This is a genomic window from Yinghuangia sp. ASG 101, from assembly GCF_021165735.1.
GTDB lineage: Bacteria > Actinomycetota > Actinomycetes > Streptomycetales > Streptomycetaceae > Yinghuangia.
Window position 1 is genome coordinate 3588877 of record NZ_CP088911.1, and the last position, 17289, is coordinate 3606165.

The window sequence follows — 17289 nt, forward strand, 5'->3', positions numbered from 1 at the left end:
CGCATCAAACCGCGAACTCCCGATGCGGGACGCCGCGTTCCCACAGCCGGGCGAACGCACCAAGATAGACCTCGATCAACTGGGGGTCGTCGCTGAACTCGTGTCCCAGCCACGCCCCGTCTCCATCGAAGTGGTGGAGCAGCAGCCGAGTTTCGTCAAAGATCCAGAAGTCCAGTGGGGGCAACAGCAAGTCACGGGCATCCATCCGAGGCAACCACCGGACCTGCTCCCCGGCCCTGACATTGGCCGGAGTTCCGGCGTGCTCGAATTTCACGTACTCGGTGACCGGCGTCGACACCACCCGCAACCGCCGCGCCGCCACACCCCGCGCCGTGACCTGGCTCATGGCCGCGCAGAACGGTGACCAACGGTCCTCGTTGCGCGCCGGGTCACGCTCCCCGGCCAGCCATGCCGCCCAGTCCTCATCCTCATGAGAGACCGCGTACGCATCGCGCATCTCGACATGCATTGCCGAGGACCGGCACGCGTGCAACAGCGCCGGATAGTCAGGCTGCCCCGGCGCCATATTGATCCGCGACGTCACAGGCCCTCCGTACCGCATCCGTCATCCTCGCGGGCAACCGCACCACCGATTCTCCCTTGGGAATCGTGCCCGAGGCCAGGCACGCCGCGATCATCTCGCCGGGCGCGTCCCAGCCCTGGAAAACCAACTCGCCTGTGTCCCGATCGACCCAGACAGTAGGACAGTTGCCGTCCCGAGTGTCCGGATCCACCGCCACAAACTCAAGGTCCATTTTGATCCCCCGATCCGTCACGTGCCTGTTCGGTACAGTCCCGCCCGAGCACCCCTGGCGCAACCCCAACCACCAAACTGGTGAACCCGTGCAGCAGGAGCAGCGCGGCCTTGCCGGAATTCGATGGCGTCAGATTGGTGATGTGGTGAGCAAGCCGGTCAATCGCGCGGACACGTTCTTCGCCGCGACCCGACACTCCGCTCTGCACTGGGAACTCCGCGACGACTACACGCCTGACAGCGAGGAGTTCGCCGCGTGGCGCCGTGGTTGGCGGCCCGAAGCCTCGGACGCCGAGTACCGCGAAGGCTTCTACGCGGACGTCGCCGCAATGGTCGCTCGCGGTGTTGACGTGCGCAGGCTCCGCGTCGTGTCCGAGCCGATCACCGAGTATGTCCGGTACGAGCACGCACTGACGTTCGCAAATATCGACGCGGGGGAGAAGGTGCGATGGCTTCCGCGATCGAGTGCGGTCGACCTGCTCGTCCCGGCGTTGGACGGGTGGGTGTTCGACCGAGAGCTGTTGCTGACCCACCACTGGTCGGGCCGAGGCGATCTACGGGCTCGGCGCGTCACGCGAGATCCGGGGGTGGTGCAGCTGTACGCGGAGGCATTCGAGTCGCTGTGGCCGCGCGGCGTCCCGCACGAGGATTACGTGATCCGCTGACCATACGGAATGTCCACGCCGTCACCGCCACGACAACCTCGGCATCCCTTCACGGGCTCAGGCGCTCGATGGCCCAGGGGCCCTCGGCCCGCTCGCGGCGGTAGCGGAGGCGGTCGTGGAGGCGGTTTTGGCGGCCTTGCCAGAATTCGATGGTGGCGGGGGTGACGCGGAAGCCGCCCCAGAACGGGGGGACGGGGACGTCGGTGCCCTCGGGGAAGCGGGCCTGGGTCTCGGCGTAGCGCTTGTCGAGGTCTTCTCGGGAGCGGATCACGGCGGACTGCTCGCTCGCCCACGCGCCGATGCGGGAGCCGTACGGGCGGGAGCGGAAGTACGCCGCGCTGCGCGTCTCGGGCACGCGTTCGGCGGTGCCGGTGACGATCACCTGGCGGTCGAGGGCATGCCACGGGAAGAGCAGGCTCACCGCCGGGTTGGCGGCCAGTTCGCGGCCCTTGCGGGAGTCGTAGTTGGTGTAGAAAACGAAACCGTCCTCGCCGTACTCCTTGAGCAGGACCGTCCGGGCGCTGGGCCGCCCGTCGGGGGTGGCGGTGGCGACGATCATCGCGTTGGGCTCGGGCAACTCGGCCGCGACGATCTCGGCGAGCCAGTGGCGGAACAGCGCGAAGGGCTCCGCTGGGAGCGCGGCTTCGTCGATGCCCTCGTTGCGGTACTGGCGGCGCATGGCCATGAGGTCGTTGAGATCCACGGTTCCTTCGTAGCACCCCGTCGCGGAACCGGCCCCCAGGGGCAGCGGTAGAGCCCGAACGGGTGAATTCATGTGTGCGAATCGGGGCCTTTGGCGCCCGCGCCACGCCCCCGTGTGCCGGAGTTCACGTTCTCGTCGACCGGCGTCTCTAGGACGTCTCGATGTCGAGAGATATTGTGACCTCCCGACAACAGTCACCCACAACTTCACAGGCGAAGCCACAACACCGAAGCTTCGCCGAGACCGCCGATCCGCACCCCAAAACGGTGTCCGAGGCCGCGCGCAGGAACGATCTTGCGCCGAATTCTCAGGGCTTCTCCGGGGGAAGACAGGGTGTGGAGACGCGGGGTATGAAGGACCCGACCAAAAGTCACCGCAATTCAGTCGAGACCGCATGAGGAGCCGCCTGATGTCCGACTTCGTACCGGGACTCGAAGGAGTCATAGCGTTCGAAACGGAGATCGCCGAACCCGACAAAGAGGGCGGCGCACTCCGCTACCGCGGCGTCGACATCGAGGACCTTGTCGGGCGGGTCTCGTTCGGCAACGTCTGGGGGCTCCTGGTCGACGGCGCCTTCAACCCGGGCCTACCGCCCGCGGAGTCCTTTCCGATCCCCATTCACTCGGGCGACGTCCGCGTGGACGTGCAGAGCGCGCTGGCCATGCTCGCCCCGGTGTGGGGCTTGAAACCCCTGCACGACATCGACGACGCGCAGGCGCGCGACGACCTGGCCCGCGCGGCGGTCATGGCGCTGTCGTACGTCGCCCAGTCGGCCCGGGGGCTCGACAAGCCGATGGTGCCGCAGCGCGAGGTCGACAAGGCCGAGACGATCGTCGAGCGCTTCATGATCCGCTGGCGCGGCGAGCCGGACCCCCGGCACGTCAAGGCGGTCGACGCCTACTGGACGTCCGCCGCCGAGCACGGCATGAACGCGTCGACGTTCACCGCGCGTGTCATCGCGGGCACGGGCGCCGATGTCGCGGCGTGTCTGTCCGGGGCGGTCGGGGCGATGTCCGGGCCGCTGCACGGCGGCGCCCCCTCGCGCGTGCTGCACATGATCGAGGAGATCGAGCGGACGGGTGACGCGACGGCGTACGTCAAGGGCGTCCTGGACCGAGGCGACCGCCTCATGGGCTTCGGGCACCGGGTCTACCGTGCCGAGGACCCCCGGGCGCGGGTGCTGCGGCGGACCGCGAAGGAGCTGGGCGCGCCGCGCTACGAGGTGGCCGCCGCGCTGGAGACGGCGGCGCTCGAGGAGCTGCACGCGCGTCGGCCCGACCGCGTGCTGGCGACCAACGTGGAGTTCTGGGCCGCGGTGATGCTGGACTTCGCCGAGGTCCCCGCGCACATGTTCACCTCGATGTTCACGTGCGCCCGGACGGCCGGCTGGAGCGCGCACATCCTGGAGCACAAGCGCACGTCGCGCCTGGTCCGCCCCTCGGCCCGCTACATCGGCCCGGGCACCCGGCCGGTCAGCGACGTCGCCGGTTACGACGACACGGTGTCGATATACCAGTAGGCCCGTAACGCGCGACGGCCCGCCTCTCACGACGAGGCGGGCCGTCGGCGCATGCGGCCCGGTGCGCTTGTGCTTCTTCCCGACCGACCTGCACTTCCGTCCACGTGGCTCGCGGTTCGGTGGCGTCGGGTCGATATCGGACATCCGCCACTATTTGTTCCAGAAGCACATCTATCCGTCAAGTCACCCTCACCGGTTCGCCGTACGAGCCCATGGATGCCCAGCGACTTTTCGAGCAAACCGGTCGATGATCGGCCAATTGGGGTGTCCGGCGCGGCGGCACGCGTGACGACCGCGCCGATCGCCCGTAATCGCGCGCGTGTTCGCGGTCGGTGCGTCGCCCTCGGAGGCTGGGATAGGGTGACAGCCCGTCGAAGCCGACCGGAGCTTCGCCGCAGCTTGGGAACGACCGGAACAAGGAGGTGAGACCCATTACCGCTCAGGCAGTCCGGGTGCTCTCGCCTCACCACCGTTCGGCCGCCGCACGCGCGTAGCGGCCGGGGAGCGCCCTTCGGCATCCCGAAAGGCCCTCATGTCGGTCACACCGTCATCTCCCCTCTCGTCCTCCCCGTCGTCCGTCGCCCCGCCCCCGCCGGACCTCGTCGCGGCGCTGCGCGCGGCGGGCTGCGTCTTCGCGGAGGACGAGGCGCGGCTCCTCGCGGAGGCCGCGCGCACCCCCGCCGACCTGGCCGCGATGGTCCGGCGGCGCGCCGCCGGGCATCCGCTCGAACACGTCCTGGGCTGGGCCGAGTTCTGCGGACTGCGAATCGCGGTCGATCCCGGGGTGTTCGTCCCGCGCCGCCGTACGGAGTTCCTGGTCGGGCATGCCGCACGGCGTCTTCCGCGCCGCCGCGGCACGGTCGCCGTGGACCTGTGCTGCGGCTCCGGGGCCGTCGCGGCGGCCCTCGCCACGACGGCGGTCGGCGCCGACGTCCACGCGGCGGACATCGATCCGGCCGCCGTACGCTGCGCGCGGCGCAACCTCGCGTCGTTGCGGGCCCGCGTGTACGAAGGCGACCTCTACGCCGCGCTGCCGACCGGACTCCGCGGCCGTGTCGCCGTGTTGGTGGCCAACGCGCCGTACGTCCCGACCGGTGCGATCGGTCTGCTGCCGCCCGAAGCGCGCGACCACGAGCCGCGCGTCGCCCTCGACGGGGGCGCGGACGGGCTCGACGTCCAGCGGCGGGTGGCCCGGGCCGCGGCCGACTGGCTGGTGCCCGGCGGGCACGTGCTGGTCGAGACCAGCGAACGCCAAGCCCCGCACAGCGCCGCGGCGTTCGCGGCGGGCGGGCTGCGGGTCGAGGTCGTCGCGTGTGACGACCTCGACGCGACGGTGGTCATCGGCACGCGGGCGTGACGCGCGACGGCCCCGTGCCGTGGCGGTCCGTGCCGTGGCGGTCCGGTACGGGGCCGTCGCGCGGCGGGGGTCACCGGTTTCGCCCGCGGCGGGTCGTCAGGCGGGCCCTCGCGCGGCGGAGCCCCACGCAAGCAGGAGCCCGTGCGACGGATCCTCACATGCGAGGGGTTCGTACGGTGGAGCCCCCAGCGGCGACAAGCCGCGCGCACCGATCCTCACGTGCCAGGGCGTGAGCCCTCGTGCGGCGGAGCCCCGTGCGCCGGGAATCCGCGCGAACGGATCGTCACGCGGCAAGGCGTGCGCCCCTCGTGCGGCGGAGACCGCTACGGCAGACGCTCGGGTGGCGGGCCCACGGACGATGTGCGGCAGGGCTTTGGTGTCCGGTCCGGGGCCGTCGCCAGGGCGTCGGCGAGGACTTCGGCGAGGTGGCGGGGCCGGTGCGGGGACAGGTGAGTGATCTGGGTGCGGCAGCTGAACCCGTCGGCCAGCACGACGGCTTCGCCGGGGGCCGCGCCGAGGGCCGGCAGCAGACACTCCCCGGCGATCCGCGCGGACACCGCGAAGTGGCCTTGCTCGTAGCCGAAGTTGCCCGCGAGGCCGCAGCAGCCGCCGGTGAGGTCGCCGGTCAGCCCCGCCTTCGCCCGCAGCCGCCGGTCGGCGGCGTCGCCGAGCACCGCGTGCTGGTGGCAGTGGAGTTGGCCGACCGCGGGGCGGTCGACGGCCGGCGGCCGCCAGTGCGGCGCGAGTTCGTCCAGCGCCTCGGCGAACGTCTTGACCGCACCCGGGAGTCGCGCGGCCTCGGCACCGAGGAGTTCGGGTACGTCGGTACGCAGCGCCGCCGTACAGGACGGCTCGAGCCCGACGACGGGAAGGCCGGCGTCGAGCGCCGGCCGCAGCGTGGCCAGGGTGCGGCGCATGACCCGGCGCGCGGCGTCGAGCCGGCCGGTGGAGACCCGCGTCAGGCCGCAGCAGACCGGGCGGGGCGGGACGACGACGGTCAACCCCGCGGCTTCGAGGACGCGCACGGCCGACCACGCCACCTCCGGCGCGAACCGGTCGGTGAACGTGTCGGCGAACAGGACCACCCGGGGCCCGCCGCCGAGGGCCGCCCGCCGCCGCTCCGCCGGGCGCAGGGCACGCCACGCGCTCGTGAACGACCGCGCGGCGAACGCCGGAAGGGCCGCCCGAGCGGGGTCCAGGCCCGCGGCGCGCAGCGCGGCGCGGGCCGGGGCCGGCCGGGCGACCGCGGCGTTGAGCGCGGCGGCGAGCCCGGGGACCGACGTGACGGCGCGCGCCCAGAGCGGCAGTGCGCCGAGCGCGTAGTGGGCGCGCGGGCGTACGCGCCCCGCGTAGTGGTGGTGCAGGAACTCGGCCTTGTACGTGGCCATGTCCACGCCGACCGGGCAGTCGCTGCGGCAGCCCTTGCAGGACAGGCACAGGTCGAGGGCGTCGCGGACCTCCTCCGAGCGCCAGCCGTCGCGGACGACGTCGCCGATGAGCATTTCGTGCAGCAGCCGCGCGCGCCCGCGCGTCGAGTCCTTCTCGTCGCCCGTGGCCCGGAATGACGGGCACATCACCCCGCCCGACGAAGTCGCCGTCGTCTCACGGCACTTGCCGACCCCGACGCAGCGCCGCACCGCCGCCCCGAAGTCGCCGTGATCGTGCGGGTAGCCGAACGCCACCGGCACCGGCGAGCGCGGCAGGCCCGCGAAGCGCAGATCCGCGTCCAAGCGGTGCGGCCGGACGAGGACGCCGGGGTTCAGCAGGCCCTCCGGATCCCACGCGGCCTTGAACCGGCCGAACAGGTCGACGATCTCGGCGCCGTACATGCGCGGCAGCAGCTCCGCGCGGGCTTGGCCGTCGCCGTGTTCGCCGGACAGCGACCCCCCGTGGGCCACCACCAGGTCAGCCAGAGCCGACGAGAACCCCCGGAACGACGCGATGCCGCCCGGGGTCAGCAGGTCGAAGTCGAAGCGGATGTGCACGCAGCCCTCGCCGAAGTGCCCGTACGGCAGCCCGCGCAGCCCGAACCGGCCCATCAGCGCGTGCAGTTCGCGCAGATACGCGGCGAGCCGGTCGGGCGGGACGGCGGTGTCCTCCCAGCCCGGCCACGCCTCCGTGCCGTCGCCGAGCCGGGTCGCGGTCCCGGCCGCCTCCTCACGGATCCGCCACAGCGCGCGGCGCTCGGCCGCCTCCGCCGCGACCAGGAACGCGCCGGGCGCGAGGCCGAGCCCGCGCGCGACGGCGTACGCCCGCGCGGACGCCTCGTCCGGCGTGTCACCGCCCGTCTCGACGAACAGCCACGCCCCGCCGCGCGGCAGCCGCACCCCCGGGGCCGACCGGGCGAGTGCGGCGAGTTCGGCGCTCAGGCTCTCGACGGTCAGCGGCCCGTACGGCAGCACCGCGGGCGCGACCTCGGCCGCCGCGACGTCGTCGGCGAACCCGAGCACCGCGAGCGCACGAGCGCGCGGGGCGGCGACCAGCCGCACTCCGGCGCGCAACACGACCGCACAGGTGCCCTCGCTTCCCACGAGCGCCCCCGCGACGTCGCGGCCGTGCTCGGGCAACAGACGATCGAGCGCGTATCCCGAGCCCCGGCGCGGAAGCCGCGGGAACCCCCGCCGCAGCAGCGCGAGGTTGTCGTCGGCCAGCGCGGCCAGGTCCGCGTGGATCCGCTCCGCGCCGACCTCCGACCCGACCGCCGCCGCGGCACCCTCGCCGACCCGCATCCGCACCCCGTCCGGAGTCAGCACGTCGAGCCACGCGACGTTGTCGGACGTGCGCCCCCACGCCACCGAATGCGCGCCACACGCGTCGTTGCCGATCATCCCGCCCAGCGTGCACCGGCTGTGCGTCGACGGATCGGGCCCGAAGGTGAGCCCGAACGGGGCTGCCGCGGACCGGAGTTCGTCCAGTCCGACGCCCGGTTCGACCACCGCGGTCCGGTTGTCCGGGTCGATCCCGTGAATGCGCGTCAGATGCCGCGAGGTGTCGAGCACGACGCCGTTCCCGGTGGCCTGCCCGGAGATACTCGTGCCACCGCCGCGCACGGTCATCGGCGCGCGATGCTCGTAACAGACCGCGACCGCCGCGGCCAGGTCCTCGGTGTCCCGCGGTGCCACCACCCCGGGCGGCACATGCCGGTAATTGGACGCGTCCATCGAGTGCAGGGCCCGCGCCTGCGCGTCGAAACGCACGCCCCCGCGCACCCGCGAGCGCAGCGCCCGGGCCAACGAACCGTCCTGAGCCGCCGAGGTGCCACCGAGATCCGCCACGGCGCCAGTCTGCCGCGCCCGGTCGGCCGCCCGCGCGGACGACGCACCCGGCGCGCGAGGCGGGGCGCCGCACCCGCGCCGACCGGGGCCGGAGCGGCGCGCGGACGCCCCGGCCGGGACGCGGCCGGAGACCGCACCCCGGTGCCGTCTCACCCACTGTCGCCGCCGCGACCACATGCCGGTCCGGTACGTCTCACTTCGTGGATTTTGACGTTCCCGTGACGCGGCCCCGGATAGGCTCACGACGTGGCCGAGATCCAGATTCCCGTAGAGCTCAAGCCCGTCGACGGCCGGTTCGGCGCGGGCCCGTCCAAGGTGCGCACGGAGGCGCTCGCCGCGCTCGCGGCGACCGGCACTTCGCTGCTCGGCACCTCGCACCGGCAGGCGCCGGTCAAGAACGTGGTGCGCCGGGTCCGCGAGGGCGTCCGTGACCTGTTCAGTCTTCCCGAGGGCTACGAAGTGGTGCTCGGCAACGGCGGTTCCACCGCGTTCTGGGACATCGCCGCGTTCGGGCTGGTGACCAGGAAGTCGCAGCACCTCTCGTTCGGCGAGTTCTCCTCGAAGTTCGCCGCCTCCACCAAGGCCGCGCCGTGGCTCGACGAGCCGAGCGTCGTCAAGTCCGAGCCCGGCACCCACCCGACGCCGGTCGCCGAACAGGGCGTCGACGTCTACGCGTTCACCCACAACGAGACGTCGACCGGTGTCGCGATGCCGATCCGCCGCGTCGCGGGCGCCGACGACGGCTCGCTCGTCCTGGTGGACGCGACCTCCGGCGCGGGCGGACTGCCGGTCGACATCCGCGAGTCGGACGTCTACTACTTCGCGCCGCAGAAATGCTTCGCGTCCGACGGCGGCCTGTGGATCGGGGTGTTCTCCCCCGCCGCGCTGGAGCGCGCCGCGCGCATCGCCGCGACGGACCGCTACATCCCGCCGTTCTTCAGCCTGCCGACGGCGATCGACAACTCGGCGAAGGACCAGACGTACAACACCCCGGCGCTCGCGACGCTGTTCCTGCTCGCCGAGCAGCTGGACTGGCTGAACGGGCAGGGCGGCCTGGACTGGGCGGTCTCCCGCACCGCCGACTCCTCGTCGCGGCTGTACGGGTGGGCCGACAAGTCGGCGTACGCGACGCCGTTCGTCACCGACCCGGCGCAACGGTCGCAGGTGATCGGCACGATCGACTTCGCGGAGAGCGTCGACGCCGCCGCGATCGCCAAGGTGCTGCGCGCCAATGGCATCGTCGACACCGAGCCGTACCGCAAGCTCGGCCGCAACCAGCTCCGCGTCGCGATGTTCCCGGCGGTCGAGCCCGCCGACGTCGAGGCGCTGACCGCGTGTGTCGACCACGTGGTCGAGCGGCTGGGCTGACACGCCGTCGACGAGGGGGGAACCGCGCGTGCGCGCGGTTCCCCCCTCGCGCTGTTCACCCGGACTCGTCGGCGGCACGCCTCCGGCGGCGGAACCTGCGGAAGCCGATCACCGCCAGCACGAGGGCCAGCACGGCCAGAAACCCCGGCCCGGACGCCGTCGTCTTCGGACGGCCCTCATCCCCCTCCTGGTCACCGCCGCCCTCCTCCACGGGGCTCGCCGACGCGGTGGGCGCCACCGAGGCGGCCGATGCGGCGGGTTCGCCCGACGGCCCCGCCGCGGGACCACTCGACGCGTCCACGGCCGCCATCACCGCGCGGCCGGGGACGGCGAACGCCGCGGGCGCGAGCGGGCCGCGCGGTGCGAAGGGGCGGGCGCCGGTGACGCGGTCGTCGCGCGCGGCCGACGGCCCCGACCGCTCGCCCACCGCACCGGCGCTCCCCGCCGCGAGGCACACCAGCAGCCCGGCCGCGATCACGGCGACGGGCGGCGACACCCGCCGTCTCGTCCGGGACACCACAGTCACCCGGCACACCTTGCCAGCTGTCCCGCGCCGCCGCGACGGTTCCGCGCGCGAGGGGCGGGCGGCCCCGGTGGCGGCTACGACGCGATGCCGACAGGAGATCGGTCGTCGAGCCGGTCGTGTCGCGGTCCCGCGCTGCCGCGGACGGTTCCGTTGCGCGAGGGGCGGGCGGCCCCCGTGGCGGCTACGACGCGATGCCGGTCGGGGACGAGGTGCCGGTGGGTGTGGGCGACGTCGGGAGGTCGGTTTTCGAGCCGGTGGGCGTGGGTGTGCGCGTGGGGGACGACGATGAGGTGGCGGTTCCGCTCGGGTCCGCGGTGGTCCCGGGATCCTGCGTCCGCCTGGTCGCCGTCGCGGGAGGGATGGGCACCGCGGCCGGGCGCGTGGTCGTGACGGCCGCCTTGCCCGTACCGCCCTGGCTCCGGGGGATGACGCCCACGGTGTCGTCGACCGCGACCGCGTCGTAGAACACCTTGGCCCAGGCGTCGCTGAGGAGCCCGACCACCGTGCGACCCAGCCGCGTCTGGGGGCAGCCGTAGTCGGTGCAGGTCGGCGAGGAACCCACGAACACCACGGATTTGTCGGGTAGTTCGAGGGAGACCGCCCACGCGAGCGGCAGGCTGTAGTCGCCGTCGGCCCCCACGTTGTCGGACGGCACGGCCCGCTGCGGTTCCTTCGCGACCACGCGCAGCGCCGTCACCTCGGCCAGCCGCTTGACCGCCTCGCTGTCGACGACGCCCGGGATCTCCTGGTCCGCGGCACCGTCCCCGTAGTGCGCGACCAGCACCTGCCGGTCGATGTCGAGGGTGATCGCCGCGGCACGGGCCGCCGCCGCCTGGCTCGGGCTCGGGCTCGCCGGCGCCGACGCGGGCCCCGGTGGCGCGGACGGCGACCGGGCCGGAGCCGTCGACGCCGCCTCCCCCTGGGTCGTGGCCTCGCCGCTGCCGCGCCCCGGCGTCAGCGGCCCGACGATCAGGGCACCCACGAGCGCCGCCGCGAGCAGCCCGGTGCCGGACCACGCGGCACGCCGCCGCGTCCGCCGGCGGTCGCCCCGGACCCGCACCTCCGCGGGCGACCACGCGGGGACGACCGGCCCGGGCAGGTCCATCTCGCGCAGCGCTCGGGCGAGCGCGGGGTCCTGAAGGTGCTCGTCGAACTCGTCGGCATCGCCGGAGGCGTCGGCCGGGCCGTCGCGGTGCGGGCGGGCGTCCCAGTCGTGCCAGTAGCGCCGGTGGTGCCGATCCCGCCAACCGGGCCGCGCACGGCGCTCACGCGAACCGTGCGGGCCCGCCCGGCCGGGACGGTCCGGGCGGCCGGCCCGCTCGGAACGGTGCGCCTGGTGGGGAAGCCCGGCCCGGTCCTCGTGGCCGGGACGGTCGTGCCGGTCAGCGTGCCCGGGACGCTCGGCCCGCTCGCCGGAGCCGTCTCGGTCGTCTCGACCGGCTCCGTCGGCGGTGCCGGGACGGACGCCCCGGTCACCGCGGTCGGACTCCTCGGCGCGCCCGTCCCCGTCGGCGCGGCTGTCTCGTGCGCCGTCGTCGGAACGCTCGCCGGGGCCGGATCGCCCGCCCCGGTCGGCACGTTCATCCCGGCCGTCCCGGTCGGAAAGCCCGCCCCGGGCACCGAGGTCGCCACCGTCCGCCCCGTCGCCACCGCCGGGACGACCGCGCGCGGCATCCCGGTCCAGCCGGGCCGCCCGGTCCTCCCGCTCGTTCTCCGGCCTCTCGCGGCCCGCCTCGTCAGGAGTGGGCACGGTGCTGCTCCCCCTCCCCTTCGCGGTTTCCGAGAATCCTCGCGAGGGCCGCGCGCCCGCGCGAGAGCCTGGCCTTCACCGTACCGGTCGGCACGTCGGCCTCGGCGGCGATCTGATCAACCGTCATATCGCAGAGATGGTGCAGCACGACGGCCTGCCGCTGCGCCTCCGGAAGTTTGCGCAGGGCCGCGACGAGGGCCGCGTGCGTGGGGTCGGGGCCGTCGACGGACTGCTCCACGTGGTTGCGGCGCAGCAAGTCCCACCCGCGGCGGGCGCGCCGCCAGCGGCTCACCGCGAGCCGCCACGCGACGGTACGGATCCACGCCTCCGGCGCCTCGGCCGCGAAGAACTGGGCGCGGCGGTCCCACGCCCGGACGAACGCCTCCTGGACGACGTCCTGGGCCTCCGAGAAATCCCCGGTCAGCGCGTACAGCTGGTGCACCAGGCGGGAGAACGACGCGTGGTAGAACGCGTCGAACTCCTCCTCGGTCATGCGGGGTCCCTCGGGATCGCGCGACCGGCCGGAGTCGGCCGGCGCACGGAGCTCCGGGGAGCCCGACGCGTCGGCGTCACGGGTCGGCCGGGGGGTGGTCGGCCAAAGGCCAGATGATCCCACAACCCCGGTGTCCGCCGCCGAAGTCGGCGTGGCCGTCCGCGCTGCCATCCGTGCCCGCCCTTCACTCCCCGACCGGGAGCGGTCGCCGGGGCGCCGCCGCGGCACCCACTTCCAAGTACCGACAAGCGGGCCGCACGGTTGCATCACCGCGGGGGAAACACCGGGCGCAACGACACGATCACGGGACGAAAGGCGCTCTCGGGCAGCACGTCTCGTCCCGTGACCGTGAGGGTGTCGGGGGCTTCGCGCCCGTCAGCTCAGCGCGGCACCGATGGCGACGGCGAGCAACAGGATCACGAGGGTGGCCGAAACGATGCGGGTGCGGGTACGCGGGTTCACCCGTCCAAACTAACCCCGCCGCGGCACCGTCCGGGCATCGCGTCAGACCATCGAGCGCGCGAGGCAGCGCCGGAAGGCCGCGAGGACGGTGAAGTCCCCGGTCCGGGAGACGACCGTCCCGGGCCGTCGTCCCCATAGGTACAGCAGCAGGTCCTCCGGCTCGCCGCGCACCGCGGCGTCGGTGAATCCGGGGAGCCGGGACACCTCGACGGCGTCGCGGTGCAGCGTGAGGCGCCAGTTGTGGTGGTGTGCGTGCACGCCCACGGTGCGTCCCACCGCCGGGTCGACCCCCGTCGCGTCGTAGCGCAGCGGCAGTAAGACGCGCAGGGCCTCGTCGATGCCGTCGACGGCGAGGTCGGTGGCGATGGGGGCGGGGACGCCGACCGCGAGTTCGACGTCGGTGCGGTGCATCGCCGCCTCGTGGGCGAGCCGGCGGTACCAGAAGTCGATCGCGCCGTCGTCCTCCCCGGCGAAGTGTGGTCTCGCGGGGTCGCGCCGGTCGAATTCGAGGCGCAGTCGGGTGAGGGCGTCGCCGTACCACGCGAGAATGTCGGCTTTCGCGACGGGCTTGGGGGCGAATTTCCCGGAGCCGTCGGATTCCTCGGGACGACGGCCGATCCGGAGCCACTCGGCCGCGGTACAGAACACCGATCCGGTGTGTCCCACCACGTCGGCGACCGTCCAACCAGGGCAGGACGGGACCGGGGTGTCCAGGCCCGCCGCCGCCGATTCCGCCAGGCGCCGGCCCTCCGCCTGGAACAGATTCTGGAGCCGCAGATAATCCATATCGGAATCGTTCCACTCGGGAACGACCGATGTCGATGACTTCGGTCACCCGTCCGGGTTTTCGACGAAGAATGCCTCGTCGTGTGCGAGAAGGCCTGGGGCCGATTGGCGGTTGCCGATCAAATCGTGTCCGGTTGCCTGCGCTTTACGCCACAACCGGATCGCGGGCCGCGTCGCGCGGCCCGGCCGCCACCGGAGGAGCGTCGGCCTCCGGCAGCGCCGCGGGGGCGGGCGCGGCGGGCGCGGACGCGGCGGCGGACGCGGTGGCGGTCGCGGCGGGCGCGGCGGACGCGGGCGCGGTGGCGGTCGCGGCGGGCGCGGCGGTGGCGGTGGTCGCGGTGGTGGTGGCGGCGGGCGCGGCGGTGGCGGTGGCGGTGGTCGCGGTGGTGGTGGCGGCGGGCGCGGCGGTGGCGGTGGCGGTGGCGGTGGTCGCGGTGGTGGTGGCGGCGGTCGCGGACGCGGCGGTGGCGGTGGCGGTGGTCGCGGTGGTGGTGGCGGCGGTCGCGGACGCGGCGGTGGCGGGAGCGGTGGTCGCGGTGGTGGTGGCGGCGGTCGCGGGCGCGGCGGTGGCGGGAGCGGGCGCGGGCGCGGGGGCGGGGGGCTCCGGGGCGCGTCGACCGACGGCGAACGGACGTATCCGCAGCACCCGGACCCCGCCCTGCCGGGCGAGCAGCAGCGCCACGACCACCGCGGCCGACGCCGCCACGCCGCCGCCGAACGCCAGCGCGACGCGCGGGCCGTACTCCTGGGCGATCCACCCGATCAGCGGCCCGCCGGCCGGCGTCCCGCCCATGAACACCAGCATGTAGAGGCCCATCACCCGGCCCCGCAGCGCGGAGTCGACACCGAGTTGCACGGTGGCGTTCGCGGCGGTGTTGAAGGTGATCCCGGCTATCCCGATCGGCACGAGCACCGCGGCGAAGCTCCAGTACGCCGGCATCAGCGCCGCGGCGAAGCTCAGCGCGCCGAACAGGAAGGCCGCCCCCACGAGCATCCGCATGCGCGGCGCGGTGCGCCGAGCCGCGACGAGCGCGCCGCCCAGCGAGCCGATCGCGAAAACGGTGTTGAGCAGGCCGAACGCACCCGGCCCGGCGTGGAAGACCTGGTTCGCGAAGCCGCCGAGGGTGACCGCGAAGTTGTAGCCGAAGGTGCCCACGAAGCCGACCAGCGCGAAGATCGCGAGCAAATCCGGCCGGGCCCGCACATAGCGCAGCGCCTCGCGCAGCTGGCCGGGTTCGCGCTTGACCGGGTCCGATGGGATCAGCTCGCTCTCGCGCATCGCCAGCAGACCGAGGATGACCGCGGCGTACGACAGCGCGTTGACCGCGAAGACCCAGCCGGTGCCGATCGCGGCGATGAGCAGGCCCGCGACGGCCGGCCCGGTGATCCGGGCGAGCTGGAAATTGGCCGAGTTGAGACTGATCGCGTTCGGGAGATCCCGTCGTCCGACCATCTCGGAGACGAACGTCTGCCGCGTCGGATTGTCGATCGCCGTCATCAGGCCGAGCCCGAGGGCGAGCAGCCACACGTGCCAGACGTGGGCGACGCCGGTCAGGTCGAGCACCGCCAGAATCAGCGCGAGCAGGCCCATCGCGGCCTGCGTCCCGATCAGCAGGCGGCGCTTGCGGTACCGGTCCGCGACCGCACCGCCCCACAGTCCGAACAACAGCATCGGCAGGAACTGCAGCCCGGTGGTGATACCCAGCGCCATCGTCGAGCCGGTCAGCTTCAGGACCAGCCAGTCCTGGGCGAGGCGCTGCATCCACGTCCCGGTGTTGGACACGACCTGACCCGCCGCGAACAGCCGGTAGTTGCGGTTGCGCAGCGACGAGAACATCGAGGTCCGGCCGGTGGTGCCGGTATCGGTCCCCGTGGTGGATGACGCGGTGGCCGTCAAAACGCCCCTCTCATCGAGCGGTCGGTCAGGTGCCGGCGGGCCGCGTACGGGCCCTCCGTGTCCGAACCGCTCGACCTCCGCAGGGGGTCAGAGCTGCGCGAGCCGCTCCAGAACCGGCACGGCGGCACGCAGCGCCGCCAACTCCTCCTCGCTGAGCGCCTCGAGATGCGCAGCGAGCCACGCGTTCCCGAGCTTGCGGCTCTCCGCGACGACCTCGGCGGCCGGCTCCGTCACCGTGACGGTGATCTGCCGCCGGTCCTCCGGGTGCGGATCACGTCGTACGAGACCGCGCTCCTCAAGACCCGCGATGACCCGCGTCATCGACGGCGGCTGGACCTTCTCGTGCCGGGCGAGTTCACCCGGCGTCATGGCACCTCGGGCGACCAGGATGGTCAGCACCGACAACTGCGTGGGGCTCAACGACTCGTCGGCGCGCTGATTGCGCAGGCGACGGCCGAGTTTGAGCACGGACGCACGGAGCACGGCGACCGCGGCGCGGTCGGCTTCGGACAACGACACCTTCGTTAGCTTAGATCATTACCTTCGCTAACGGGTAACGGATATCACCGCCGCGGCTATTCCACCGCGCCGCCCGGTGATCGACCGGCCCGCGCCGGGCCGGGATACACGGACCCGGCGTACCGCGGCGACCCGGCCACGCCCCGCGTTGTCGGGGCACGAACGACGGCGCCGCCGCCCCCCGCCCGGCACCGAGCGCGTCGCCGCTACCCCGCCCCGCCCGCGCCGACGGCCGTACGCCGCTCGCGGGGCCGCGCGGGCAGCAGGCCCTGCGCCCGCCAGTACTCCGGATCACGCGGGCACGCGAGCCACCGCGGCAGCCGACTCGCCGCGTGTTCGAACGCGTCGCCGAGGGCGAGCCCCGGCGCGACCTCGACGACGTCCTCCACCGGGTAGTGCGCGTTGTGGTTGATGTCACACCAGCACGCGACGCTCACCGCCGCCAGCGCGCCGAGCAGCCCCGGTCCGACCCACGCGATGTCCAGTTCGAGGTCGAGCCAGTCGAGCCCGGACGGGTCGTGGTGCAGGCTCATCGCGGTGCTCAGCGCCAGCGGCGTGATCTCCCTCGGCATCGGCTCCGGGCACACCGCGTGATCGCCGAACCACTCCCACTCCGCGGGGTCGCCCGGGGGGCGCAGGGCGTCCACGGCCGCCGCGACCCGCCGGATGTGCTCCAACTCGTGTGCCGCCGCACCAGGGAACAGCACCGCGAGAGGAACGTCGTCGATAGTCCCGCGCTCCACGCCCACCCGGCCGATCCTGGCCGCCTCGGCCGCGTCCGCACAACCCCTGTGCGGTCCCGGGCGGGACAGAGCGCCACCGACACCGCGTACCGGGCCGAACACCCGCGAACCCGGCAGTGCGCGAGCCTTGGAGGCCCCGGCGCCGGTTCGCGGCGGGCCGGTAGCCTGAGGCCTTGTGACCGGTTCCTCTCCGCAGGCCGCGCCCCCGCCCTCGGGTCGCGTGCGCCGCCCCACCCCCGAGCCGCTCGAAGCCGACGACGTCAGGATCGTCGCCGCGGGCAGCGTCGTGTGGTTCGTGCTCTTCCTGGTCGCCCTGCCCTTCCACGACACCCTCGAACGCCACGACCGCGGGTGGTGGGTGTGGTGCGCGCTCGCCGGCGCGGGCCTGGGCGTGCTGGGCCTGTGGTACGTGCGCCGCCGCCGCGAGGCCCTGCGCCGACGCGGCGCGTAGCCCGCCGCGCCGACGGCTCAC

15 protein-coding genes are annotated in these 17289 nt (G+C 73.6%); 5 read left to right on the forward strand and 10 right to left on the reverse strand.

From position 1 onward, the window contains the following. Window positions 1–4: 4 nt before the first annotated feature. Complete coding sequence (locus LO772_RS15140) at window positions 5–544, reverse strand: DUF6879 family protein (protein WP_231778925.1); 540 nt, start codon at window positions 542–544, stop codon at window positions 5–7. A gap of 353 nt (window positions 545–897) precedes the next feature. Between LO772_RS15140 and LO772_RS15150 the strand changes: the two genes are divergently transcribed. Continuing rightward, window positions 898–1419, forward strand: coding sequence for a DUF6879 family protein (locus LO772_RS15150; protein WP_231778927.1), 522 nt, complete (start codon window positions 898–900; stop codon window positions 1417–1419). 49 nt (window positions 1420–1468) lie between these two features. Here the strand turns inward: LO772_RS15150 and pdxH are convergent, their stop codons facing one another. Beyond that, window positions 1469–2104, reverse strand: a complete 636-nt coding sequence (pdxH, locus tag LO772_RS15155; protein ID WP_231779570.1) for a pyridoxamine 5'-phosphate oxidase — start codon at window positions 2102–2104, stop codon at window positions 1469–1471. 427 nt (window positions 2105–2531) lie between these two features. Here pdxH and LO772_RS15160 point away from each other — a divergent pair, with 427 nt between their 5' ends. Next, the gene (locus tag LO772_RS15160) at window positions 2532–3641 is read left to right on the forward strand and encodes a citrate synthase 2 (RefSeq protein ID WP_231778928.1); all 1110 of its coding nucleotides are present in this window, start codon (window positions 2532–2534) and stop codon (window positions 3639–3641) included. A 532-nt stretch (window positions 3642–4173) separates the two neighbouring features. Then, entirely contained in the window at window positions 4174–4998 is an 825-nt protein-coding gene (locus LO772_RS15165) for a putative protein N(5)-glutamine methyltransferase (protein WP_231778929.1), read from the forward strand. A gap of 323 nt (window positions 4999–5321) precedes the next feature. Here LO772_RS15165 and LO772_RS15170 read toward each other — a convergent pair whose 3' ends face one another. Further along, the gene (locus tag LO772_RS15170; protein ID WP_231778930.1) at window positions 5322–8273 is read right to left on the reverse strand and encodes an FAD-binding and (Fe-S)-binding domain-containing protein; all 2952 of its coding nucleotides are present in this window, start codon (window positions 8271–8273) and stop codon (window positions 5322–5324) included. A 246-nt stretch (window positions 8274–8519) separates the two neighbouring features. Between LO772_RS15170 and serC the strand changes: the two genes are divergently transcribed. Next, on the forward strand, window positions 8520–9641 hold the full coding sequence (serC, locus tag LO772_RS15175) for a phosphoserine transaminase (protein ID WP_231778931.1): 1122 nt from the start codon (window positions 8520–8522) through the stop codon (window positions 9639–9641). A gap of 55 nt (window positions 9642–9696) precedes the next feature. On the opposite strand, the gene LO772_RS15180 is transcribed toward serC, so the two are convergent. From LO772_RS15180 to LO772_RS15210, 7 genes are all read right to left on the reverse strand, one after another. Beyond that, a complete protein-coding gene (locus LO772_RS15180) occupies window positions 9697–10167 on the reverse strand; it encodes a hypothetical protein (RefSeq protein ID WP_231778932.1) in 471 nt (156 codons plus the stop codon). Between the two features lie 181 nt (window positions 10168–10348). Next, window positions 10349–11917 (reverse strand): hypothetical protein, encoded by a 1569-nt coding sequence (locus LO772_RS15185; protein WP_231778933.1) that lies wholly within the window; start codon window positions 11915–11917, stop codon window positions 10349–10351. Next, on the reverse strand, window positions 11904–12410 hold the full coding sequence (locus LO772_RS15190) for a SigE family RNA polymerase sigma factor (protein WP_231778934.1): 507 nt from the start codon (window positions 12408–12410) through the stop codon (window positions 11904–11906). The genes LO772_RS15185 and LO772_RS15190 overlap by 14 nt, the downstream gene beginning before the upstream one ends. A 504-nt stretch (window positions 12411–12914) precedes the next feature. Beyond that, complete coding sequence (locus tag LO772_RS15195) at window positions 12915–13658, reverse strand: maleylpyruvate isomerase family mycothiol-dependent enzyme (RefSeq protein ID WP_231778935.1); 744 nt, start codon at window positions 13656–13658, stop codon at window positions 12915–12917. A gap of 145 nt (window positions 13659–13803) precedes the next feature. Then, window positions 13804–15555 carry an MFS transporter gene (locus LO772_RS15200; RefSeq protein WP_443089420.1) on the reverse strand — a complete coding sequence of 584 codons (1752 nt, stop codon included), beginning with the start codon at window positions 15553–15555 and terminating at the stop codon, window positions 13804–13806. Window positions 15556–15642: 87 nt separating this feature from the next. Continuing rightward, window positions 15643–16074 (reverse strand): MarR family winged helix-turn-helix transcriptional regulator, encoded by a 432-nt coding sequence (locus LO772_RS15205; RefSeq protein ID WP_231778936.1) that lies wholly within the window; start codon window positions 16072–16074, stop codon window positions 15643–15645. A gap of 206 nt (window positions 16075–16280) precedes the next feature. After that, window positions 16281–16817: a hypothetical protein gene (locus tag LO772_RS15210; protein WP_231778937.1), complete on the reverse strand. Its 537-nt coding sequence runs from the start codon at window positions 16815–16817 to the stop codon at window positions 16281–16283. A 175-nt stretch (window positions 16818–16992) separates the two neighbouring features. Here LO772_RS15210 and LO772_RS15215 point away from each other — a divergent pair, with 175 nt between their 5' ends. Next, on the forward strand, window positions 16993–17268 hold the full coding sequence (locus tag LO772_RS15215) for a DUF2530 domain-containing protein (protein WP_231778938.1): 276 nt from the start codon (window positions 16993–16995) through the stop codon (window positions 17266–17268). Window positions 17269–17289 lie beyond the last annotated feature (21 nt).